This is a genomic window from Rhizobium sp. CC-YZS058 (assembly GCF_034720595.1).
Taxonomy (GTDB): domain Bacteria; phylum Pseudomonadota; class Alphaproteobacteria; order Rhizobiales; family Rhizobiaceae; genus Ferranicluibacter.
Genome location: NZ_JAYESJ010000001.1, coordinates 574431 through 595983 on the forward strand (window position 1 = coordinate 574431; position 21553 = coordinate 595983).

The window sequence follows — 21553 nt, forward strand, 5'->3', positions numbered from 1 at the left end:
CGCGGCGCGCATGCCCCGACTGCAGGGTGTCAGGCCAGTTCGGCTTCCGCCGCGGCCACGATGGCGTCCGAGGTGATGCCGAAGTGCTTGAAGAGCTCCTTGGCCGGGCCGGAGGCACCGAAGGAGTGCATGCCGATGAAGGTGCCCTTGGCATCGATGAAGCGATCCCAGCCCTGGCGAACGGCGGCTTCGATGGCGATCTTGACCGGAGCCGTGCCGACGACGGAGGCCTGGTAATCCTCCGCCTGCTCTTCGAACAGTTCGAAGCAGGGAACGGAGACGACCCGGGCGGCAATGCCCTTGGCCTTCAGATCGCTTGCAGCCTTGACCGCCAGCTCGACTTCCGAGCCGGAGGCGAAGATCGACACCTTGGCATCGTCGGCCGCGATCAGCTCATAGGCACCCTTGGCGCAGAGGTTCTCCGCCACATAGGTCGTGCGCGAGGGCGCAAGGTTCTGGCGGGTCAGCGCCAGGCCGGAGGGACGCTTCTCCTCATGCAGCGCCAGCTGCCAGCATTCCGCCGTTTCGACCGCATCGGCCGGACGGAAGATCAGGAGGTTCGGAATGGCGCGCAGGGCGGCCAGATGCTCGACCGGCTCGTGGGTCGGGCCGTCTTCGCCGACGCCGATCGAATCATGCGTGAGAACATGGACGACGCGGATCCCCATCAGCGCGGCAAGGCGGATCGACGGACGGCAATAGTCCGAGAAGATCATGAAGCCGCCGGAATAGGGGATGAGGCCGCCATGCAGCGCCACGCCGTTCATGGCTGCGGCCATGCCGTGTTCGCGGATGCCCCAATGCATGTAGCGGCCGGAGAAATCGGTCGGCGTGATCGACTTCATCTGGCTGGTCTTGGTGTTGTTCGACGGCGTCAGGTCGGCCGAGCCGCCCAGCGTTTCGGAAACGACGCCATTGATGACTTCCAGCGCATCTTCCGACGCCTTGCGGGTGGCGACCGTCGGCGGGTTTTCGGCGAGCTTCTTCTTGTAGGCGTCGATCGAGGCGTCGAAGTCGGCCGGAAGGGCGCCGGCGAAGCGGCGGGTGAACTCGGCCTTCTTCGCCTCGTCGGCGGCGGCAAGGCGGGCTTCCCAGGCCTTGCGGGCCTGGACCGAGCGTTCGCCGGCAGAGCGCCAGGCATCAAGAACGTCGGCCGGCGTTTCGAAAGCGTTGCCTTCCCAGTTCAGCGCCTTGCGGGTCGCGGCGATCTCCTCGGCGCCAAGCGGCGAGCCGTGGACCTTGTGCGTGCCGGCCTTGTTCGGCGCGCCGAAACCGATCACCGTCTTGCAGGCGATGAAGGTCGGGCGATCGGACGTGTGCGCGGCTTCGATCGCTTCGGCGATCGCCTGCTGGTCGTGGCCGTCGACTTCGATCGTGTTCCAGTGCACCGCCTTGAAGCGGGCGATCTGGTCGGTCGAGTCCGAAAGGGAAACCGCACCGTCGATGGTGATCGAGTTATTGTCCCAGAACAGAACCAGCTTGTTGAGCTTCAGATGCCCGGCGAGCGCGATGGCTTCGTGGCTGATGCCTTCCATAAGGCAGCCGTCACCGCACAGAACATAGGTGTGGTGGTCCTGCAGATCGCTGCCGAATTCTTCCGAGAGCTTACGCTCGGCGATCGCCATGCCGACGGCATTGGCAATGCCCTGGCCAAGCGGGCCGGTCGTGGTCTCGATGCCCGTGGCGTGGCCATATTCCGGATGGCCGGCGGTCTTGGAGCCGAGCTGGCGGAACTGCTTGATGTCCTCGATGCTCATGTCCTCATAGCCGGTCAGATAGAGCAGCGCGTAGAGCAGCATGGAGCCGTGGCCGGCGGAGAGCACGAAGCGGTCGCGGTCCGGCCAATGGGGGTTCTTCGGATCGAACTTCAGATATTTGCTGAAGAGCACGGTGGCGATGTCGGCCGCGCCCATGGGCAGGCCGGGATGGCCGGAATTGGCCTTTTCCACGGCGTCCATGGAGAGGAAACGGATCGCATTCGCCATCCGGTCGTTCTGCTGATTAGAGATCATGACTGTTCCGCTAAGCGTTGGTGAGACAGGGAACGGTCTCTATCCTCCAAAGACCGCATCAGAAGCGGGTGAGACATACCACCTCGCCCGGTGGAGTCAACAAATTCGACCCCTTGGCGGCATGGGGTTCACGGCAGGAAAACGAAGCATGATCCACAGCTTCCGCGCAGAAGCGGGCGGCTGAGCGTTGTGCTGGTCGGGAAGATGGGTCTAAGAATGAGATCGACTTTCCTATGCGAATGCGCAACCGGCCAATTCGGCCGCACGCATGTCGCGAACCTCGGATCGATCCTTTCTCTTGCGATCGGAAGCAGGCAAATGGCGGCAGGCAAGACAGTCAGGGCGGCGATCGACGAGCTCAAGGGGGCTGTTTCGAGCCTCGAAAGCGTGATCGACGGCCGGTTCGACCGGGAGCGCGACCGCGCCGAGATCGAGGGCGAGGTTCGTCGGGTGAACACGGACCGCGCACGGCTTGCCCAGGAGCTCGATCAGTCGCAGTTCCGGGCGAACCGTCTCGAAGAGGTGAACCGCGAGGTCTCGCGCCGCCTCGTGACCGCGATGGAAACGATCCGCGCGGTGCTTGATCGGTAAGTGTCGGCGTAAACTGGACAAGGCCCCCGGCAGGGGGAGCAGGCAGGGTTGAATGGCGCAAGTCACGGTGACGATCGACGGCAAGGCCTATCGCATGGCATGCGAGGAAGGCCAAGAGGATCACCTGACCGAGCTCGCCGGCCGCTTCGACCGATATGTCAGCCATCTCAAGCAGCAGTTCGGCGAAATTGGTGATCTCAGGATTACGGTTATGGCTGCGATCATGGTGACCGACGAACTCTCCGAAGTCTCCCGCAGGCTGCAGGCACTGGAAGCGGAAATGGACGGGCTGAAGCGTGCGCGCGACAGCCAGCTGAGCGACACACAGCGCAGCGAAGAGGCACTGGCCGCCGCGCTCACCGAGGTGACGCAGCAGATCCACGGCATCGCCGCCCGCATCTCCGGCCGTCCCGCTGCCGCGCGCGACCAGACGCCGGCGGAGTGACCGGCAAATCGCGTGATGCCCACTGGCGGGACGAGGCGTTCGCCTCTATATTGAGAATGCGGTCTGCGCTTCCCGACAGGAACCACAATCCCTGGGGCCATACTCGATCCAACGGGAGCTGTCCCTGACCAGGCTCGTGGGCCTGGACATATGGCGCCCACCTACGTTTGTAGGCACCCAGGATCGTAAATCTCCATCGGTCGTCGTGGATCGCACTTCCCTCCCTTCGTCTCGCCTGGTTGCTGCGTGCCCGCTGCCAATTCCGCCTCGGCGCTGGCCGTGCGGCGTCGTCTCTGCTAGCCAACACCAACGATGCGCGCCTTTTTGAGTGGCGCAAAAGGCGAGGAGCGCGGCATGGAGAAGGGTGAACGGCAGTCCGGGGGATCAGCAAGGCTGACGCTTGCCTATGTGACCGATGCCGGGCTCTTCCGCCCCAGCCTCATCTCCGCCTATTCCGCGCTTCTGCACGCCGCGGAACCTTTGCGCCTGCTCTTCGTCGGCGTGGGGTTGAGCCCGGCAATGGAGGCGGCAGTGTCGCGGCTCGGGGCGAGATTTTCGGAGCATCGGGTCGAGGTCTTCGCCATGCCGCAGGACTGGCTGCGTGAGGCGACCAGCCCGAAAAGCTTCATCACCCCCACCGCCCTCGGCCGCATGTTCCTGCCGCGCATCACCGGAGGTCGCGTGCTTTATGTCGATGGCGACACGATGGTGGCGGGCGACCTCGCATCGCTGGCCGATCTCGACTTGCGGGGCCGGCAGATCGCCGGCGTGCGCGATTTCGCGGTCATGCGCTGGCGCGCGCTTCGGGCTGAAGAGAAACTTGCTCGCCAGGCAGCGCTCCTCGGCGGCTCGGCCTCGCTCGACGACTACATCAATTCGGGTGTGCTGCTGATGGAGTGCGATGCGATCCGCGCCGAGCCTGCGCTGCAGGCGGCCATGGAAGACATGAAGGCGGCGCAGGGCTACCCGACCGTCGATCAGGACCGTATCAACGTCGTCTTCAGCGGCCGCATCACGCTGCTCGATCCGGCCTGGAACTGCTCTTGGGGGCGCCTCGCACGACAGCGGCGCGACATGGCTGGCCTGCCGGTGGCCGGCGCGGTCCCGTCACCGCGCATCCTGCATTTTCACGGGCCGAACAAGCCCTGGCAGCGCCTTCGCATCTCGACGCTTCGCAAGGGTGGGCTGCAGGTGCTGCGCTATCGGCGGCTGATGGCGGCCTGCGAGCGGGATATTCCCGAGATCCGGGATCTTTGACTCATCATCAGGTCGGGGAGAACACTCAAGGCGCGGTCAGATGGGTTTCCACATGGCGGCCGAGCGTCACGGTCAACCCCGCCGCCTGCGCCGCGCGCAGCCGCTCCTGCACCAGCCGGCGCTCGCGCACCGGATCATGACGCTCCGAGGCGGCGACCCAGCGCTTCGCCTCCTCGTCGGTCGTGACCTGGTCGTTGTAGCCGGGCAGATAGCGGGTCTGGAAAAAGGTAAAACCGTGGATCTGCAGCTCGCGCAGCGGGCATGCGAGGAAATAGGCGATCGCCACCAGTCCGATCGTCGGCTTCAGCCCGTCGAGATCCCGCCGCAGCCGTTCATAGAAGCGTGCCGGCGGCACTTCGAGGCGCACCTCCGGCACGAGAGCGAGGGCGCGGCGCTTGCTCATGAGCGCCCGCTTGTTCCCCTGCCAGCCCCAATGCGGGTAGACGCAGATCTTCACGCCCGCCTGGCGCAGAAGCGATGGCGGGATCGCGCCGGCCGGGCGCGGTCCGGTCTCGTTCAGATTGTGGAACAGGATATCGGTCCGCCCGCCGAGCACCTGCGGCGCAGCCAGCGCGGCGGGAATGGCGTTGTTGAGCCGGACGATGACATCGAACTTATCGACATCGACCCCCTCCAGATCCTCGACCACGGTGGCCGCCGGGCCGATGATGATCACGCGTTGACCCTTGAAGCGGGAAGGCTCCAGCGTCGGAACGCGACGGGGATTGAAGCGCGAGTCGCCGATCCGGAACCGCAGGCGCCGCTGCGCGAGATCGAGGCTGCGTCCGAACCGGGTAAGAAGGGAAGCGATTGGTTACTCTCCCGTGCCGGATGCTGCGTCTGCCGCGGCCTGCGCACCTGGTCCGAAGGGGCTCCACGTGGTCTGCAGCGCTGCCGCCCGGTATCGGCCGAGCGCCGTGACCATGTCCTTGGCGTCGGCGCGGGCCCTGGTCAGGGTTTCTGCCGTCAACCGGTCGAGGCTGTCGATGCTGACCGGCAGGGCGGCATCGCGGGTCACGGCCTTGACCTTGGGCCTGTCCGTCAACGGTATCACCGGCTTTGGGGCGAAGGAAGAGAGGATCAGCCCGTGCAGGCGGTTGGTCACGACGAGCTCGCTGGCCTCGATCTCGGCAACAGCCTCCTGCCAGGTCAGCGGAGCAAGGAAGGAGATGCCGAGCGCCTTTGCAAGCGGTGCCTGCACCGCGGCATCCTCATCCGCGCAGGTGGTCAGCAGAACGGGCTTGAACCCTTCGCGGAGTGCGGCATGCAGTGCCGGCTCCAGCTGGGCCCGGCTCTGCTTGGTGGTGATGAAGAGCAACCGGCCGGACTGGCCGCCCTGCTTCGCCACGCTGCCGGGCGGCGGTCCGAGAGCGAAGACGCAATCGGCGCCGAGCACCATCGGGACGCCGATCTCCTCCAGCATGCGATGCGTCTGCGAATCCCGCGCGATCCGCGGCGGGGCGATCCGCTTGAAGTCCTGCGCCAGACGGGCTTTGGTGTTGAGCTTGAACAGAGAGGACGAGACGGAAAAGGGATAGGTTTGAACCTTGACGCCGAGATCGGTGACAGCGCGCAGATCGGCAAACATCGAGACGCCGGCATCGACCCCGGTCCATTGCGCGCCGCCGGCAATGAACACGGTGTGGTAGCCGGAAAGCTGCGCCGCCATGGCAGCCTTCAGCTCCGCCGCATGCCGCACGATCCGCCGCTCCTCGTAGGCCCGCAGCAGGCCGAGCGCGCGCAGCAGGCGGATGCGTCGAGGCCCGGTGGTGGCCAGCGCCTTCACCGTCGTGCCTTGATATTTGCAGGCCGGCGCGGCGGCGAAGAAGGCCTTGGTCCTTGCCTCGTCCACCGCAACGAAGGGCTGCGAATAGACGTCGATCGATGCGCCTGGATCGCGCGCCTGAATATCGGCCAGCATGGATTGCAGGATCGCGAAGTCGCCGAGATTGCCCTTGAGATTGGCAAAGAGGATGGCGTGTCGGTTGGCCATGGCTGCCCTGATTGATCGCGGAAGGCGGAGGCGGGGCTGGCTTGATGAAAGCCAATCCTGACACTCTGCCGGTCCGCGCGCCTATACAGGTCAGTCAAAGATTTAGTAAGTGAAAACTATATCTGCTGCGGTTGATGGCGGCGAGGCGCCGAGCGAGGGGCAAGGATGAGCCAAGACGAGGAGCGCGCACTGGGCCAGGCCCTGACAAGGGCTGTGGCCGGCCGGACGATCTCGCTCGTCGGCAATGCGCGCTCGCTGCTGGATGGCCGGCTTGGGCCGCAGATCGATGCCGGATGCGTCGTGCGGCTGAATTCCGGCGTGCCGATCCGCCCCGCCGCGCAGGGGCGCCGCACCGATATCCATTGCTTCAGCACACGCTCGAGCCTGGAGGACAACCTGCGCCGGGCCGGCTGGCGCGTGCGCTGGAAGCGCCGCAGCCTGGACGATGCCTTCTCCATCTGGATGAGCAAGATGGAGCGGGAGACGGCAACCCGGGCCGGCCAGGCTTTCTATCCGCTCTCCATGGTCGCCGCGCTCGATGCGCAGCTCGGCGCGCCATCCTCCGTCGGGGCGAAGGCGCTGCACATGCTCTTTACGCTGACGGAGGGCGAGATCCACCTCTTCGGCTTCGACTTCAAGGCCAGCACCACCTTCTACCGCAAGCGGGAAAACCGCGGCCCGCATGATTGGGATGCCGAACGCGCCTTTGCCCTGTCGCTCGCCGAAACGGGACGGGTCTTCATCCATGGGTAAGGTCGGCAGAGGCTGCTGGACACGAGCTTGCAGCGCTCTTATGCCGAAGGGAGAACGGGGATCTGAGCCATGCTGACGGCGAAGGAGACGAAGGCGGCGATCCGGGCGGAGCGGCTTGCGGCACGCGATCGGCTGACGCCGGAGGCGCGCGCCTTGGCGAGCGAGGCCATGCTGGCCCATGCCGGCGATACGCTCGACCATGTCAAGGGCGCGGTGGTGGCCGGCTTCTGGCCGATCCGCTCGGAGGCCGATATCCGCCCGCTGATGGAGCGGTTGCGGACCCGCGGCGCGCGGCTTTGCCTGCCTGTGGTGCTCGACCGCGAAACCATCGTCTTCCGCGAGTTTCTGCAGGGCGCGGCGCTGGTCAAGACCGGCTTCGGCACCCTGGGTCCGGATGCGCAGGCGGCGGTTCTCGAACCGGACATTCTTCTCGTTCCGCTTTCCGCCTTCGATGCGTCCGGCCAGCGCATCGGCTATGGCGCGGGGCATTACGACCGCGCGATCGCCCGGCTCATGGCGCTCGGGCGTCGTCCGCGGCTGATCGGGATTGCCTTTGCCTGCCAGGAAGTGGCATCAGTACCCTTTGAACCGCATGACATTCCGCTCGACGCCATCCTGACCGAGCACGGGCTGCGGATAATGGAAGCGGGATCGATACGATATGAGACTTTTGTTCCTCGGTGACATGGTGGGCAAGACCGGCCGCACGACGGTCTGGGAAAAGCTGCCGAGCCTTGTTTCCGATCTGAAGCTGGACTTCGTCATCGTCAATGGCGAGAACGCCGCCGGCGGCTTCGGCATCACGGAGGAGATCTTCCTCGAAACCATCAATGCCGGCGCCGATGTGGTGACGACGGGCAACCATGTCTGGGACCAGAAGGAGGCCGTGGTGTTCTGCGAGCGCCATGACCAGTTTCTGCGGCCGGCGAACTATCCCTCCGGCACGCCGGGGCGCGGCTCCGGGCTTTATTTTGCCCGCAACGGGGCCCGCGTGCTCGTCGCCAACATCATGGGCCGGGTCTTCATGCATCCCGAACTCGACGATCCCTTCAAATCGGCCGAGGCTATTCTTTCGGCCTGTCCGCTGAAGGAGCAGGCAGATGCGATCGTCTTCGACTTCCACGCCGAGGCGACCAGCGAGAAGCAGTGTTTCGGCCATTTCGTCGATGGGCGCGCCAGCCTCGTCGTCGGCACGCATACCCATGTGCCGACTGCCGATCACCAGATCCTGAACGGCGGCACCGCCTATCTCTCCGATGCCGGCATGTGCGGCGATTACGACAGTTCGCTTGGCATGGACAAGGAAGAGCCGCTGAACCGCTTCATTTCCAAGATGCCGAAAGGCCGCTTCGAAGCGGCGTCCGGCCCGGCGACGCTCTGTGGCGTGGGCGTCGAGATTTCCGACCGCACCGGCCTCGCCGAAGCCGTGGCTCCTCTGCGCATCGGCCCGCGGCTCGGCGAAACGATCCCGCCCTTCTGGGCGTGACGGCCAGCGGCTCCCACCGGCTGCAATGACGCGATTGTGACGCGGGGCCGGCTCTCCATGGCTTTACCCATTCTGAAGCGGGTCTATCCTCTGCCCCGCTGACAGAGTGGGTGAGGTGCATGATGCCGCGAAATGCCGTCTACCTGTGTCTTCTCCTTCCGCTCGCCCTCCTGGCCCTCGCGCGCCCGGCCGCGGCGCAGCCGGCATCGGCCGTCAGCCAGTGCCAGGCGATCGCCGAAGCGCTGCCAAACGTCATGTTCGCCCGCTACAGTCCCGGGCCCTCGACCCCGCCCGTCCGCATCGCTGCCACGCAAGAGGGGACCGTCCGCCTCACTCTTCTCGGCCACTCCACCTTCCATATCGAAACGCCGGGTGGGATCTCCATCGCCACGGATTACTCGGGCTACCACCGCCCGCCGCGCACGCCGGACGTGGTGACGATGAACAAGGCGCATTCGACGCATTACACGCTGACGCCCGGGCCGGAGATCAAGACGGTGCTGCACGGCTGGGGCGAGGAGGGCCAGCCCGCCGATCATGATGTGGTGGTCGGCGACGCCTATATCCGCAATGTCACGACGGACATCCGCTCCGGCTATGGCGCGATGGAGCCGGATGGCAATTCGATCTTCATCTTCGAGGTGGCGGGCCTGTGCATCGGCCATCTCGGCCACCTCCATCACGAGCTCGACGACAGCGACTATGCCGAGATCGGCCGGCTGGACGTGCTGATGGTGCCGGTCGATGGCGGCCTGACCATGGGCGCGGCAAGCATGGTGCGGGTGGTTGAGCGTCTGCGTTCGGCGATCATCCTGCCCATGCATCGGCCCGGCCCCCAGGTCGCCCGCTTTCTCGACCTGTTCGGCCCCGGCTTCGACCGCCGCTTCGCCGATAGCCCGAGTATCACCGTCTCGCTGAACAGCCTGCCAAGCAAGCCGCAGATCGTCGTTCTCCAGGGCATGTGAGGGCGCGCAGGCGCAGTCTTCGCAGCAAAAACCGGGCGCGCGCGGCTGGACGGATGGCGCCGCGCGCCATATAAGGCCCGGCATCCCGAAAACCCGATAAGACGACCGCAAGAGGGCGCCATGGCCGGCCATTCACAGTTCAAGAACATCATGCACCGCAAGGGGCGCCAGGACGCCGTGCGCTCCAAGATGTTTTCCAAGCTCGCGCGCGAAATCACCGTTGCCGCCAAGGCCGGCTTGCCCGACCCCAGCATGAACGCCCGTTTGCGCCTGGCGATCCAGAACGCCAAGGCCCAGTCCATGCCGAAGGACAATATCGAGCGCGCCATCAAGAAGGCATCGGGCGCCGATGGCGAAAGCTATGACGAAGTCCGCTACGAAGGCTACGGCCCTGGCGGCGTCGCCGTCATCGTCGAGGCCCTGACCGACAACCGCAACCGTACCGCCTCCTCGGTCCGCTCCACCTTCACCAAGGGCGGCGGGGCGCTGGGTGAAACCGGTTCGGTCTCCTTCTCCTTCGATCGCGTCGGCGAAATCACCTACAAGGCCTCCGTGGGCAGCCCGGATGCGGTGATGGAAGCGGCCATCGAAGCCGGTGCGGACGATGTGACCAGCGACGAGGACGGCCACACCATCATCTGCGGCTTCGAGGATATCGGCGAGGTGTCCAAGGCGCTGGAGGCCACGCTCGGTGAGGCAGAAACGGTGAAAGCCATCTGGAAGCCGCAGAACACGATCCCCGTCGACGAAGAGCGGGCGGAATCGCTGATGAAGCTCATCGAGACGCTGGAAGACGATGACGACGTCCAGACCGTCTACGCCAATTTCGAAGTGTCGGACGAAGTGCTCGCCAAGCTTTCGGCCTGAGCGACCGACCATTCCGAACTGCAAAGAGCGCGCCACCGGCAGACCGGGGCGCGCTCTTTTTTTACCGACAAAGTTCTGGGCCTTACGCCGCGCGGCTGGCGCTCGCGTCGCCGGCCAGCGCGTCGCGTGCCGCAGCAAAATGGCGAACCGAGGCCAAGCGCGCCTCCATATCGAAGATCGGCATGGAGACGATCAGCTCGTCGGCCTGGGTTTGCTTTAGGAAGGCGCCGAGCTTGCGCTTTAGCGTGTCCGGGCCGCCGACGACCGCATAGGTCATGGCGTGGTCGACGAACGCCTTCTCCGCCGCATTCCACCGTGACTCCATGCTGTCGACCGGGGCGGGGAACTTGCCGCGCGCATTGCGCCGCAAGGCCAAGAAGGATTGCTGCATGGAGGTGAAGAGGTGAGCAGCCTCATCGTCCGTTTCCGCTCCGACCCCCATGATGCCGACCATGGCATAGGGCTTGTCGAGAACGGCCGATGGCTCGAAGCGCTCGCGGTAGATCTCCAGCGCGGAAAACAGCATGTCCGGCGCGAAATGCGACGCGAAGGCAAAGGGCAGGCCCAGCATGCCGGCCAGCTGCGCGCTGTAATGGCTGGAGCCGAGCAGCCAGATCGGAACTTGCGCATCGGCCCCCGGCGTTGCCACGATCTGGCCGGGCTGGGCCGGGCCGAGCAGCGCCTGCAGTTCCACCACGTCGTTCGGGAAGTCGTTGCCGCTCCCTTCGAGATTACGGCGAAGCGCCTGCGCGGTGCGCATGTCGGTGCCGGGCGCGCGCCCAAGCCCAAGATCGATCCGGCCTGGGTAAAGCGCCTCGAGCGTGCCGAATTGCTCCGCAATGACCAGCGGCGAATGATTGGGCAGCATGATGCCGCCGGAGCCGACGCGGATGCTCTTCGTGCCGGCCGCGACGTGGGAGATGACCAGCGCGGTCGCGGCGCTGGCAATGCCGATCATGCCATGGTGCTCGGCCAGCCAGACACGCTTATAGTCGTGGGCCTCGGCCTCCTGCGCCAGCCGGCGCGAATTGTTCAGCGCATCGCCGATGCTGCTGCCTTCGGTGACCGGCGAGAGATCGAGAAGGGAAAAGGGGATCATGGGACGTGCCTTCGGTCTGACCTGCAGTCCCGTTCATGTAGGCGCGCCAAAAGCGGAATTAAAGAGGAAGGTTTCGCCGCGTGGTGGTGTTTCCCCTTTGTTCACATTTTACTGGCAGCGTTCGGCCATCCTGACTAGGAGTGACATATGCAGACCGCAGCGATTCGCATCATCGGCATCGATCCGGGCCTCCGCCGCACCGGCTGGGGCATCGTGGAATCGCTCGGCAATTCGCTGCGCTTCGTCGATTCCGGAACGGTTACCTCCGATGGCGACATGGATCTCGCGTCCCGGCTTTGCCAACTGCATGACGGTCTCGCGGAGGTGGTGCATGCCTTCCAGCCCGACGAGGCGGCCGTAGAGCAGACCTTCGTCAACAAGGATGCCGTGGCAACGCTGAAGCTCGGTCAGGCGCGTGGTATCGCCATGCTGGTGCCGGCCCGCGCCGGCCTGCCGGTCGCCGAATATGCGCCGAATGCGGTGAAGAAGGCAGTGATCGGCGTCGGACACGGCGAGAAGCAGCAGATCCACATGATGCTGAAGGTGCTGATGCCGAAGGCGACCTTCAAGGGCAATGATGCGGCCGACGCCTTGGCCATTGCCATCTGCCATGCCCACAACCGCCAGAGCCTCAAGGGCCGAATCGCGGCGATGCTTGCCTGATCAGAAATGAACCTGTGCCAGCCGGCGCGGAAGGGATTTTCCGCGCGCGGCTCGTCTGCGGCTTTACTGGCCGGCCGGTCGGGCAGTGCCCCAACTGGCGAGCGCCTTGTCGAAGGCGTCGCTGCCGGCCGGACCCTTTTCAAGCGTCAGCAGCGCCCGGCGGCCGTTGCGGTAGGTCAGTGGAATATCGATCCAGTTGCGGGTGCGCAGGAGATCGAGATTGGTCGTCACCGCTTCCGGGAAGTCGTTCAGCGCGATCATGTAGAAATCGTCGGTGATCTTCGCGGGCACGGCGATCAGCGGATCGCCGCGGTCCTGCTCGGTGCGCTTCATGGCCACGCGCTGCACGCTGTCGATGCTGCCGCCTTCGAAGTTTTCCGGCAGGGAAAAGACGAATTCGATCGTGTGGCTGGCCGGCAGCGAGCTGTCGGCGTTGCGCTTGATCGTCATCAGCGCGGTCAGGCCACGATCCGGCACGCTGATCTGCGCCTGGATGACTGGCTCCGGCCGCTGGCCCTCGGAGGGGGCTTCCTCCTTCAAGGACCAGGCAACCCCGCCCTCGATCGCGGTCGGCGCTGTCTGGCCCAGCCGCTCCTCGTAGAGGAACATCTTCTGCGCGCCGGCCGGCATCTGCGTCGTCGTCTGATCCGGCGGCGCGGTCTGCGCGGTCGTATCGGCAGCAGGCGCCGTCGTCACCGGCGGTGTTGCCCCGGCATCGGCGGCCGGCGCATCCGTGGTGGTGGCCTCCGGTGCCGCTGTGGCGCCGGCATCGGCTGTCTCGGTCGGGCGGCTTGCTTCCGTCTGCGCGGCGACGGACTTGCCTTCCTCGTTCTGAGGCGCGCTGCCGGCCACCTGGGCCGGGCCTTCATCCACTTCGGTGCCGTCCGGCTGAAGCCGCTGGGTAAACTTGTTGCTCGGTGTTGCCGAGGCCACCTCGGTCGCAGGCGTCGTGCTGCCGCCGCCGCTTGCAGCCGTGGTGGATGTGCCGTTTGAATTGGTGCCGTTCACCGTTTGCTGGGGCGGCGGTGTATTGACGGAGGCGACCAGCTCGGCGATCCAGCCGTTCATCGTGTCGCGATTCATCCAATAGGCATAGCCGCCGCCGCCGAGAAGCAGCAGCAGCACGACCGTCGTCAGGATCCGCTTGACGCTGAAGGCGGATTTCTTCGGCTCGGCGCGATAAGATGCGGGACGGGCCATGGGCGCCGGTTCGGCAGACGCTGCCGGGCTTTCATAGGCGCCGGCCGCGGCGCCGGCGGCCGTTCCGGCCGCTCCGGCGCCGAGCAGGGCGTCGATCTCGTCCCAGCTCTCGCGGCGGCTGTCTTCGGTTTCCTCGACCGGAGCTGAAGTGACGGCGCTTCGATCCACCGGCCAGGACCAGTCGGAAATCGCGCTGTCGGCGCTGGCGTCACCGGCTTCGCGGGTCGGCTGGTGGAACGGGTCGGCCTCGTCCAGCGACCAGCTGGAGGCAGGCTCGCCGTCCGGCGTCACACCACCGGAAACCGGCGGCAGGTCCAGGGGATCGATCTCGACCGGCGAAACGGGCTCGTGGGAGCGCGCGTCGATGGCGTCGGCTGCAGGCGGGGCAACAACAGGCGTAGCGGTGACGCCGGAACCGGCCAGTGCCTCGAATTCGTCGAGGATCGCGTCCTCGTCGACAGGCTGCGTCCAGGGCTGCTCCACATGCGCCGTGACGACCGGATGCGGTTCGACGGCGCGCGAATCTCCGGGGGCGGAATCCTGCCATTCGGGCAATTCCCACTCGGCAGACGGCATGGCGGCCGGTTCGTCACGCGCCATCGGGACATCCACCGGCTGGGAAACGGGCGCGCGAATATGGTCGTCGAGATCATAGGACGCGGATGGCATTGCCACGACGGGCTCGGCATCGGCAACGGGATCGGCATGGTCAAAGGCAGGCGAAGGCGTCTGCTCTTCACGCGCCCAATGGTCGTCCTCTTCGGCCGGCAGCGCCTCCGCATCGTTTTCGTCGTAGACCTCGGCTTCAACCGGGGTCGGCGCCGGATCGACAGGATTGTCCGCCGACTGGTCCTCATGAACCATCGGCGACGGGGCGTCCGTATCCCTGACGGGCTCGTCGTTCGGGTCATGCGCGGCAAGAGCGACAGGAACGGCCACTGTGCCGGCTGCCAGCGCTGCATTGCTGGCGGTTTCGTGCGGCCTAACTTCTCGGAACTCTTCCTCTCTGAGCTCTTCCTCGGGGGACTCTTCCTGGCGCGGCTCTTCCCAATAGGTCTCGTCGCCATGCGGCGTGGGAGCCACAATCGGGTCGTAGGCTTCAACCGGCGGGTGCTCTTCCGCGGATGCGTCGGAGGCGCGATCGTCATAGGGCGCGGTTGGAGAGCGATTCTCGACCGCTTCCACCTCCGGCCAGCCGTTCTGGGCGGGCTCGTCCTCGGCCGGTGTCTCGGCCCAGGCGGGCGGTTCGTCCCAACTTTGCGGTTCGCTGGGTTCCGGCGCGACGGGCTCGGGCGCCACGGCAACCGGCAGGATCACGGGTGCGGGCGGAAGCTCGCGCGGTGCCGGCTCGGCGTGCGGCTCTTCGTGGGGTTCGGTGTCTGCTTCGGGTTCCGGCGCATGCGTCGTCGCGGGCAGATCGCGCTGCTCGGCGGAGGACACATCATAGGGAACCGGAGGCTGCTCGAAGTCGGTCGCCGCGGGGGTGTCGTCGAAGACATCCGGCTCTTCGGGAGCGGCATGGGCGGATTCCACCTCGCCGATCGCCGCCTCGAGCTTGGCCATCTGCCGGTCGATCATGTCGTCCGAGGGACGCGGCTTCATGCCTTCCAGCTGACGGCGGACGGCGCCGCGCGCCTTCTCGTAGACCTTCGCACGCATGTCCGGGCTGTTGTCGGACAGCCCGTCAACGGTCCTGCGAATGACTGCTACAAAATCCGCCATGTACACTCTCTTGAAACGCGGAAGGAGAGGCCGGGGCGGCCGTCTCCAAGTCCTTGATCCTACAAACTAGTCCTCAAAGGGGTCCGTCACAAGTATGGTGTCGTCCCGTTCGGGGCTCGTGGAGAGAAGAGCGACCGGCGCGCCGATCAGTTCCTCGACCTGCCGGACATATTTGATCGCCTGGGCGGGAAGATCCGCCCAGCTGCGTGCGCCGACGGTGGATTCCTTCCAGCCTTCGAGCGTCACATAGACCGGCTCGACCCGGGCCTGGGCCGCCTGGCTCGCCGGCAGATGGTCGATCTCGACGCCGTCGAGTTTGTACCCGACGCAGATCTTCAGCTCTTCGAGGCCGTCCAGAACGTCCAGCTTGGTGAGCGCGATGCCGGTGATGCCGTTGGCGGCGACCGACTGGCGCACCAGGGCAGCATCGAACCAGCCACAGCGGCGCTTGCGGCCGGTGACCGTGCCGAATTCATGACCGCGCTCGCCCAGGAACTGGCCGATCTCGTCCTTCAGTTCGGTCGGGAAGGGACCTTCGCCGACGCGGGTCGTGTAGGCCTTCGTGATGCCGAGCACATAGCCGAGCGAGCCGGGACCCATGCCGGATCCGGCAGCCGCCTGGCCGGCCACCGTGTTGGACGAGGTGACGAAAGGATAGGTGCCGTGGTCGATGTCGAGCAGCGTGCCCTGCGCGCCTTCGAACAGGATGCGCGCGCCGCGGCGGCGCTGGCGGTCGAGCAGCAGCCAGACCGTATCCATGAAAGGCAGGACGCGGGCGGCGACCGAGGTCAGTTCGTCCATGATGGCGGCGTGGCTGACTTCCGGTTCGTTCAGGCCGCGGCGCAGTGCATTGTGATGCGTCAGCAGCCGGTCGACCTTGGCGGGCAGGGTGGACGGATCGGCGAGGTCCATGACGCGGATCGCACGGCGGCCGACCTTGTCTTCATATGCCGGGCCGATGCCGCGCCGCGTGGTGCCGATCTTCGTGCCGCTGTTGGAAGCAGCATCCTCGCGGATGCCGTCGAGCTCGCGATGCAGCGACAGGATCAGGGTCGCATTGTCGGCGATCCGCAGATTCTCGGGCGTAATGGTCACGCCCTGGCCGTCGAGCTTCTCGATTTCCGCCACCAGGGCATGCGGGTCGATGACGACGCCATTGCCGATGACGGCGAGCTTGCCCGGACGAACGACGCCGGAGGGCAGCAGCGACAGCTTGTAGCTGACACCGTCGATGACCAGCGTGTGGCCGGCATTATGCCCGCCCTGGAAACGCACGACGATATCGGCACGCTCCGAAAGCCAATCGACGATCTTGCCCTTGCCTTCGTCGCCCCATTGCGAGCCGACCACCACGACATTCGTCATAGACCCACTTCCTGTCCTTCAATTGCGGGAAGCGCCACGCTTCCTCACCCAGGCCATGCCTGCGCATCACGAAAAAACTTTGGCCCGCGCGCGCCTTTTCCGGGGCAACAGGCCATAAACCCGCGCATCTATAATCTGTTGCATCTTCAAAAGCGACCCTGCGCCCTAGGGAATCAGGGTTTTTGCATGGCTTTGAATGCCCGATGCCGTTCGAAGGCGCGCTTGCAGAGGAGAATGGCGGGCCTATGTCTGCGCCAAGCCCTGCCGAATGCTGCCGGAACCTCCCTCGTGAATGCCAAGGCCTATCTTCTTCTCGCCATCACCACCTTTATCTGGGGCGGCAATTCGGTCGCTGGAAAGATCGCCGTCGGCCATATCAGCCCCATGCTGCTGACCGGCATCCGCTGGACGGTCGCCTGCACGCTGCTTGCCCTTTTTACCTCCAGGCAGGTGCGCGAGGATTGGCCGGAGATCCGGCGCCATTGGGCGCTGCTGTTCCTCTATGGCGCGATCGGCTTCACGGCCTTCAACGTCGCGCTCTATTCGGCGCTGCAGTTCACCACGGCCATCAATGTGGTGATCGAGCAGGCAGGCATTCCCATGGTGATCTTCGCCATGAACTTCCTGCTCTTCCGCATGCGCGTCTCGGCCGCGCAATGGATCGGCTTCGTCATCACCCTGTTCGGCGTCGTGCTGACGGCAACGCATGGCGATCCGCGGCGGCTCCTGGCGCTCGACCTCAACCAGGGTGATGTGCTGATGCTGTTCGCGGTGCTCGTCTATGCCGGCTACACCGTGTCGCTGCGCTACAAGCCGGCCATCCACTGGAAGAGCCTGATTGCCGTCTCCGCCTTTTCCGCCCTGGTGACGACGCTGCCGCTGGTCATCTGGGAGGCGGCTTCCGGTGCGCTCATCTGGCCGGATGCGGTCGGCTGGACCATTGCGCTCTTTGCCGGGATCTTTCCCTCGCTCGTCTCGCAGGTGCTCTATGTATGGGGTGTCGAGATGATCGGGCCGAACCGGGCCGGGCTGTTCATCAATCTGATCCCGGTCTTCGGCACCCTGCTGTCGATCCTGCTGATCGGAGAGGCGATGGAGGCGTTCCATGTCATCGCGCTGGGGCTGGCGCTCGGCGGCATCGCCATCGCCGAGAAGGGGCGCCCGAAGGAGGGCGGCTGACGGGCGCGCCGGAGACCGACGCGCCCGAGCGTGCCCGTCTCAATCGACGTTGAACGCGATCGGCTTGGCGTGGCGGATGGCCGGATTGGCGCGCAGCGTCTCCAGAAGCTCCTCCGGAACCGGCCCATCGACATAGAGCAGCGCGATCGCGTCCGAACCCTGTTCCTTGCGACCGAGCTGGAAGTTGGCGATGTTGACGCCGGCATTGCCGAAGGTGGTGCCGATAAAGCCGATCATGCCGGGCACGTCGGTGTTGGTGATATAGACCATATGTGCGCCGACATCGGCATCCAGATTGATGTCCTTGATCTGGATGAAGCGCGGCTTGCCGTCCGAGAACACGGTGCCGGCGACCGAGCGGGTCTGCGTGTCGGTCTTCACCGTCAGCTTGATGTAGCCGTCGAAGACGCCGGTCTTGTCGCGCTTGATCTCGGAGAGGATGATTCCCTTTTCCTTGATCATCACCGGAGCGGAGACCATGTTGACATCCGAGACCTGGCTGCGGATCAGGCCGGCCAGCGCCGCGCTGGTCAGCGCCTTGGTGTTCATGCCGGCGGTGGAGCCGTCATAGAGGATCTCGATTTCCTTGATCGCGCTTTCCGTCACCTGGCCCACGAAGGCGCCGAGAACATCGGCAAGCCGGATGAACGGCTTGAGGATCGGCGCCTCTTCCGCCGTGATCGAGGGCATGTTGATCGCGTTCGAGACCGCGCCCTTGATCAGATAGTCCGACATCTGTTCGGCCACCTGAAGGGCCACATTCTCCTGCGCTTCCGTGGTGGAGGCGCCGAGATGGGGGGTGCAGACCACATTGGGCAGGCCGAAGAGCGGGCTTTCGGTCGCGGGCTCGGTCTCGAACACGTCGAAGCCGGCACCGGCGACATGGCCGGACTTGATGGCTTCGGCCAGGGCCGCTTCGTCCACCAGGCCGCCGCGGGCGCAGTTGATGATCCGGACACCCTTCTTGGTCTTGGCGATCGCCTCGGCGTTCAGGATGCCGCGGGTCTTGTCGGTCATCGGCACATGCAGGGTGATGAAATCCGCCTTGGCCAGCAGCTCGTCGAGCTCGACCTTGGTCACGCCCATTTCCTCGGCCCGCTCCTTGGAGAGGAAGGGGTCATAGGCCAGAACCTGCATGCGCAGGCCGATGGCACGCGAGCAGACGATCGAGCCGATATTGCCGGCGCCGATCACGCCCAGCGTCTTGCCGGTGATCTCGACGCCCATGAACTTGGACTTTTCCCACTTGCCGGCCTGCGTGGAGGTATCGGCAGCCGGCAGCTGGCGGGCAACCGCGAACATCAGCGCGATGGCGTGTTCGGCCGTGGTGATCGAATTGCCGAAGGGCGTGTTCATGACGATGATGCCGCGGCGCGAGGCGGCGGGAATATCGACATTGTCGACGCCGATGCCGGCGCGGCCGATCACCTTGAGATTGGTGGCGGCGGCGATCAGCTTTTCGGTCGCCTTGGTGGCGGAGCGGATGGCAAGGCCGTCATAATTGCCGATGATCTCGGCAAGCTTGTCCTTGTCCTTGCCGAGCTTCGGCTGGAAATCGACTTCGACGCCGCGATCGCGAAAGATCTGGACAGCGGTTTCCGACAGTTCATCGGATACGAGAACGCGAGGTGCCATGAGAGGCCTCCTGAAAAGAGTCGGGACGGGAAGGGAAAAGAGCCGCGCCGCAAAGGGCGCGGTAAGCCAAATGACCGTCAGGCCGCGGCAGGCAGTTGCGCAGCCTTCTGGGCTTCGAACGCCCAGTCGAACCAGGGCATCAGCGCCTCGAGGTCGGTCGTGTCGATCGTCGCGCCGGCCCAGATCCGGAAGCCGGACGGAGCATCGCGATAGGCGCCGATATCATGGGCGACGCCCTGCTTCTCGAGCAGTGCGACCATGCCCTTGGCGAAGGCCGCCTGGTCGTCGGCCGAAAGGGCGGTGATCGCCGGATCGACGATCTTCAGGCAGACGGAGGTGTTGGACCGCGTTGCCGGATCATCCGCCAGATTGGCAATCCACGAGGTCTTCTCGACATAGTCGAAGATGACCTTGGCATTGGCATCGGCACGCGCCATCAGCCCCTTGAGCCCGCCAACCGACTTCGCCCAGAGCAGCGCGTCGATATAATCCTCGACGCACAGCATGGAGGGCGTGTTGATCGTCTCGCCCTGGAAGATGCCCTCGATCAGCTTGCCGCCCTTGGTCATGCGGAAGATCTTCGGCAGCGGCCAGGCCGGCGTGTAGCTTTCCAGCCGCTCGACCGCGCGGGGGGACAGGATGAGAATGCCGTGCGCGCCTTCGCCGCCCAGCACCTTCTGCCAGGAGAAGGTGACGACATCGAGCTTGGCGAAATCCAGCGCCTGCGCAAAGGCGCCGGACGTGGCGTCGCAAATGGTCAGGCCCTGGCGGTCAGCCGGAATGAAATCGGCGTTCGGCACGCGCACGCCCGAAGTGGTGCCGTTCCAGGTGAAGACGACGTCGCGGTTGAAATCGATCGAAGCGAGATCGGGGAGCTTGCCGTAATCGGCCGTGATCTTGCGGGTATCGGGAAGCTTCAGCTCCTTGACCACGTCGGACACCCAGCCCGAACCGAAGCTTTCCCAGGCAACCATGTCGACGCCCCGGGCGCCAAGCAGCGACCACATGGCCATCTCGACGGCACCGGTATCCGACGCAGGCACGATGCCGATGCGGTAATCCGCAGGAACTTCGAGAACCTCGCGGGTCAGGTCGATGGCTTGCTTGAGCTTGGCCTTGCCGATCTTGGCGCGGTGCGAGCGGCCGAGGGCTGCATCGGAGAGCGCGTCGAGCGTCCAACCGGGACGCTTGGAGCAGGGGCCTGAAGAAAAATGGGTGTTCGCCGGACGGATGTCCGGTGTCGCAGTCTTCGTCATCTGAGCTATCCTTCCAGATAGAAGCGCCTCGTTAGGGAGGCGTGTCCTGAGGTCGGGAATATGCGCTGGAGATGATGAAGTCAAGCCCATTGTCGCAATGAGCGAATTTTCTGCCGCTTCCGCGTCATGTGCGGAGCGGCTGCCCGCTCAGTTGAGCGAGAAGCGCAGGCCCGCGCGGATCTCGTGGCGGGAGAAGCCGTCGTCCTCGGCATCGACGCCGCTGCCCTTGGCAAAGCCGCCGCCGGCAATGTCGGAATAGCGGTAGTTGACGTCGAGCTTGACACGGTCGCTGACGTCATAGGAGGCGCCGGCCATCAGAGCATAGGTGAAGCGCCAGTCGTCCTGGCCTCGATAGCCGGTTTCCACCGCGCCCGTGCCCGGGCAGGGGCCGCTGCCGCAGCGCGCCCGCGCTTCGACGGAGGACCAGTCGAGATAGGTGGCGCCGAGCCCAGCGCCGAGATAGGGCGTGACGCCGGCAATGGTCGCGAGATCGACATAGGCGTTGGCCATCAAGCTCAATGCCTTGTAATCGGCATCGACCGCGGTGCTGCAGCCCGTTCCTGCCGGCTGGCCGGCGCAGGGTGTGGCCACGTCTACGTCACCGTCGAACCGGCCCTGAAAATACTCCGCGGTGACATCCGTGCGCAGGATATCCGAAAGGCTCGTCCCGAGACCGATCGAGCCTGCCAGCGGGCGCCCGAAGCGGGAGTCGTCGAAAGCGCCGTCGAACCCGCCGATGGTGAACTCGACATCGCCGCTGTGGCGGGCGAGCGTGTAGCCCACATCGCCGCGCAGATACAGGCCGCCGCCTGTCTCCTCGTCGGGGGAGATCGTCACCTCCGGTGCGAGATCCAGATCATCCGCCGCGCTGACGGACCCAGCCGATGCGGCGAGGCCGACGAGCGGGAGCAGGACTGCGAGGCTGAGAAGGGAAAAACGCTGCATGCCGGCCTCCGTTTCGACTGTCACGGCCGGCCCGAATCAAGCGGCAGGTCGTTACCTTGTCGTTAACCTTTGGCGCAACATGGTTAACCGAAGCTTAAGAAGGCGATCTACGTGCGACAG

Annotated in this window: 19 protein-coding genes and 1 other RNA gene; 11 read left to right on the plus strand and 9 right to left on the minus strand. The window is 65.3% G+C overall.

Translation table 11 applies throughout. The annotated features are described in order from the left end of the window. Positions 1 to 29 precede the first annotated feature (29 nt). Positions 30 to 2012 (minus strand): transketolase, encoded by a 1983-nt coding sequence (gene tkt, locus U8330_RS02705; protein ID WP_323103622.1) that lies wholly within the window; start codon positions 2010 to 2012, stop codon positions 30 to 32. A gap of 318 nt (positions 2013 to 2330) precedes the next feature. Here tkt and U8330_RS02710 point away from each other — a divergent pair, with 318 nt between their 5' ends. The 4 genes from U8330_RS02710 to U8330_RS02725 all read left to right on the plus strand — a co-directional run bounded on the left by U8330_RS02710 (position 2331) and on the right by U8330_RS02725 (position 4305). Next, entirely contained in the window at positions 2331 to 2603 is a 273-nt protein-coding gene (locus tag U8330_RS02710) for a DUF4164 domain-containing protein (protein WP_323103623.1), read from the plus strand. Between the two features lie 52 nt (positions 2604 to 2655). Continuing rightward, positions 2656 to 3048: a cell division protein ZapA gene (locus tag U8330_RS02715; RefSeq protein ID WP_323103624.1), complete on the plus strand. Its 393-nt coding sequence runs from the start codon at positions 2656 to 2658 to the stop codon at positions 3046 to 3048. Positions 3049 to 3105: 57 nt separating this feature from the next. After that, positions 3106 to 3264, plus strand: a non-coding RNA gene (gene ssrS, locus U8330_RS02720) — 6S RNA. 138 nt (positions 3265 to 3402) lie between these two features. After that, positions 3403 to 4305, plus strand: coding sequence for a glycosyltransferase family 8 protein (locus tag U8330_RS02725; RefSeq protein ID WP_323103625.1), 903 nt, complete (start codon positions 3403 to 3405; stop codon positions 4303 to 4305). Positions 4306 to 4330: 25 nt separating this feature from the next. On the opposite strand, the gene U8330_RS02730 is transcribed toward U8330_RS02725, so the two are convergent. Both U8330_RS02730 and U8330_RS02735 read right to left on the minus strand, forming a co-directional pair. Next, positions 4331 to 4981, minus strand: coding sequence for a hypothetical protein (locus U8330_RS02730; RefSeq protein ID WP_323103626.1), 651 nt, complete (start codon positions 4979 to 4981; stop codon positions 4331 to 4333). Between the two features lie 138 nt (positions 4982 to 5119). Then, complete coding sequence (locus U8330_RS02735; protein ID WP_323103627.1) at positions 5120 to 6298, minus strand: polysaccharide pyruvyl transferase family protein; 1179 nt, start codon at positions 6296 to 6298, stop codon at positions 5120 to 5122. A gap of 165 nt (positions 6299 to 6463) precedes the next feature. On the opposite strand from U8330_RS02735, the gene U8330_RS02740 reads away from it, so the two are divergent. The 5 genes from U8330_RS02740 (at position 6464) to U8330_RS02760 (ending at position 10369) form a co-directional block, all read left to right on the plus strand. After that, entirely contained in the window at positions 6464 to 7051 is a 588-nt protein-coding gene (locus U8330_RS02740; protein WP_323103628.1) for a hypothetical protein, read from the plus strand. Between the two features lie 72 nt (positions 7052 to 7123). Then, the gene (locus U8330_RS02745; protein ID WP_323107116.1) at positions 7124 to 7735 is read left to right on the plus strand and encodes a 5-formyltetrahydrofolate cyclo-ligase; all 612 of its coding nucleotides are present in this window, start codon (positions 7124 to 7126) and stop codon (positions 7733 to 7735) included. Then, the gene (locus U8330_RS02750; RefSeq protein ID WP_323103629.1) at positions 7713 to 8537 is read left to right on the plus strand and encodes a TIGR00282 family metallophosphoesterase; all 825 of its coding nucleotides are present in this window, start codon (positions 7713 to 7715) and stop codon (positions 8535 to 8537) included. Before U8330_RS02745 ends, U8330_RS02750 begins: the two co-directional genes overlap by 23 nt. 119 nt (positions 8538 to 8656) lie before the next feature. Continuing rightward, positions 8657 to 9502: an MBL fold metallo-hydrolase gene (locus U8330_RS02755; protein WP_416236805.1), complete on the plus strand. Its 846-nt coding sequence runs from the start codon at positions 8657 to 8659 to the stop codon at positions 9500 to 9502. Between the two features lie 120 nt (positions 9503 to 9622). Then, on the plus strand, positions 9623 to 10369 hold the full coding sequence (locus U8330_RS02760; protein ID WP_323103630.1) for a YebC/PmpR family DNA-binding transcriptional regulator: 747 nt from the start codon (positions 9623 to 9625) through the stop codon (positions 10367 to 10369). An 82-nt stretch (positions 10370 to 10451) separates the two neighbouring features. Here the strand turns inward: U8330_RS02760 and U8330_RS02765 are convergent, their stop codons facing one another. Beyond that, the gene (locus U8330_RS02765; protein ID WP_323103631.1) at positions 10452 to 11468 is read right to left on the minus strand and encodes an LLM class flavin-dependent oxidoreductase; all 1017 of its coding nucleotides are present in this window, start codon (positions 11466 to 11468) and stop codon (positions 10452 to 10454) included. A 147-nt stretch (positions 11469 to 11615) separates the two neighbouring features. On the opposite strand from U8330_RS02765, the gene ruvC reads away from it, so the two are divergent. Continuing rightward, positions 11616 to 12131, plus strand: a complete 516-nt coding sequence (gene ruvC / locus U8330_RS02770) for a crossover junction endodeoxyribonuclease RuvC (RefSeq protein WP_323103632.1) — start codon at positions 11616 to 11618, stop codon at positions 12129 to 12131. Positions 12132 to 12194: 63 nt separating this feature from the next. Here the strand turns inward: ruvC and U8330_RS02775 are convergent, their stop codons facing one another. Next, positions 12195 to 15053, minus strand: a complete 2859-nt coding sequence (locus tag U8330_RS02775) for a hypothetical protein (protein WP_323103633.1) — start codon at positions 15051 to 15053, stop codon at positions 12195 to 12197. Positions 15054 to 15119: 66 nt separating this feature from the next. Next, a complete protein-coding gene (locus U8330_RS02780; RefSeq protein WP_323103634.1) occupies positions 15120 to 16418 on the minus strand; it encodes an adenylosuccinate synthase in 1299 nt (432 codons plus the stop codon). A 288-nt stretch (positions 16419 to 16706) separates the two neighbouring features. On the opposite strand from U8330_RS02780, the gene U8330_RS02785 reads away from it, so the two are divergent. Beyond that, positions 16707 to 17597: a DMT family transporter gene (locus tag U8330_RS02785; RefSeq protein ID WP_323107118.1), complete on the plus strand. Its 891-nt coding sequence runs from the start codon at positions 16707 to 16709 to the stop codon at positions 17595 to 17597. Positions 17598 to 17636: 39 nt separating this feature from the next. Here the strand turns inward: U8330_RS02785 and serA are convergent, their stop codons facing one another. The 3 genes from serA to U8330_RS02800 all read right to left on the minus strand — a co-directional run bounded on the left by serA (position 17637) and on the right by U8330_RS02800 (position 21433). Then, a complete protein-coding gene (serA, locus tag U8330_RS02790; protein ID WP_323103635.1) occupies positions 17637 to 19232 on the minus strand; it encodes a phosphoglycerate dehydrogenase in 1596 nt (531 codons plus the stop codon). Positions 19233 to 19309: 77 nt separating this feature from the next. Next, complete coding sequence (locus U8330_RS02795; RefSeq protein ID WP_323103636.1) at positions 19310 to 20488, minus strand: phosphoserine transaminase; 1179 nt, start codon at positions 20486 to 20488, stop codon at positions 19310 to 19312. A 147-nt stretch (positions 20489 to 20635) separates the two neighbouring features. Continuing rightward, on the minus strand, positions 20636 to 21433 hold the full coding sequence (locus U8330_RS02800; protein WP_323103637.1) for an outer membrane protein: 798 nt from the start codon (positions 21431 to 21433) through the stop codon (positions 20636 to 20638). Positions 21434 to 21553: the final 120 nt, after the last annotated feature.

What these genes read in the sequence shown, in the direction of transcription:
- U8330_RS02710 (WP_323103623.1), top strand. Translation starts at nt 2,331, where the DNA reads ATGGCGGCAGGCAAGACAGTCAGGGCGGCGATCGACGAGCTCAAGGGG.
- U8330_RS02715 (WP_323103624.1), top strand. Translation starts at nt 2,656, where the DNA reads ATGGCGCAAGTCACGGTGACGATCGACGGCAAGGCCTATCGCATGGCA.
- U8330_RS02755 (WP_416236805.1), top strand. Translation starts at nt 8,657, where the DNA reads ATGATGCCGCGAAATGCCGTCTACCTGTGTCTTCTCCTTCCGCTCGCC.
- U8330_RS02775 (WP_323103633.1), bottom strand. Translation starts at nt 15,053, where the DNA reads ATGGCGGATTTTGTAGCAGTCATTCGCAGGACCGTTGACGGGCTGTCC.
- U8330_RS02750 (WP_323103629.1), top strand. Translation starts at nt 7,713, where the DNA reads ATGAGACTTTTGTTCCTCGGTGACATGGTGGGCAAGACCGGCCGCACG.
- U8330_RS02795 (WP_323103636.1), bottom strand. Translation starts at nt 20,488, where the DNA reads ATGACGAAGACTGCGACACCGGACATCCGTCCGGCGAACACCCATTTT.
- serA (WP_323103635.1), bottom strand. Translation starts at nt 19,232, where the DNA reads ATGGCACCTCGCGTTCTCGTATCCGATGAACTGTCGGAAACCGCTGTC.
- ruvC (WP_323103632.1), top strand. Translation starts at nt 11,616, where the DNA reads ATGCAGACCGCAGCGATTCGCATCATCGGCATCGATCCGGGCCTCCGC.
- U8330_RS02760 (WP_323103630.1), top strand. Translation starts at nt 9,623, where the DNA reads ATGGCCGGCCATTCACAGTTCAAGAACATCATGCACCGCAAGGGGCGC.
- U8330_RS02740 (WP_323103628.1), top strand. Translation starts at nt 6,464, where the DNA reads ATGAGCCAAGACGAGGAGCGCGCACTGGGCCAGGCCCTGACAAGGGCT.
- U8330_RS02765 (WP_323103631.1), bottom strand. Translation starts at nt 11,468, where the DNA reads ATGATCCCCTTTTCCCTTCTCGATCTCTCGCCGGTCACCGAAGGCAGC.
- U8330_RS02725 (WP_323103625.1), top strand. Translation starts at nt 3,403, where the DNA reads ATGGAGAAGGGTGAACGGCAGTCCGGGGGATCAGCAAGGCTGACGCTT.
- U8330_RS02780 (WP_323103634.1), bottom strand. Translation starts at nt 16,418, where the DNA reads ATGACGAATGTCGTGGTGGTCGGCTCGCAATGGGGCGACGAAGGCAAG.
- tkt (WP_323103622.1), bottom strand. Translation starts at nt 2,012, where the DNA reads ATGATCTCTAATCAGCAGAACGACCGGATGGCGAATGCGATCCGTTTC.
- U8330_RS02800 (WP_323103637.1), bottom strand. Translation starts at nt 21,433, where the DNA reads ATGCAGCGTTTTTCCCTTCTCAGCCTCGCAGTCCTGCTCCCGCTCGTC.
- U8330_RS02735 (WP_323103627.1), bottom strand. Translation starts at nt 6,298, where the DNA reads ATGGCCAACCGACACGCCATCCTCTTTGCCAATCTCAAGGGCAATCTC.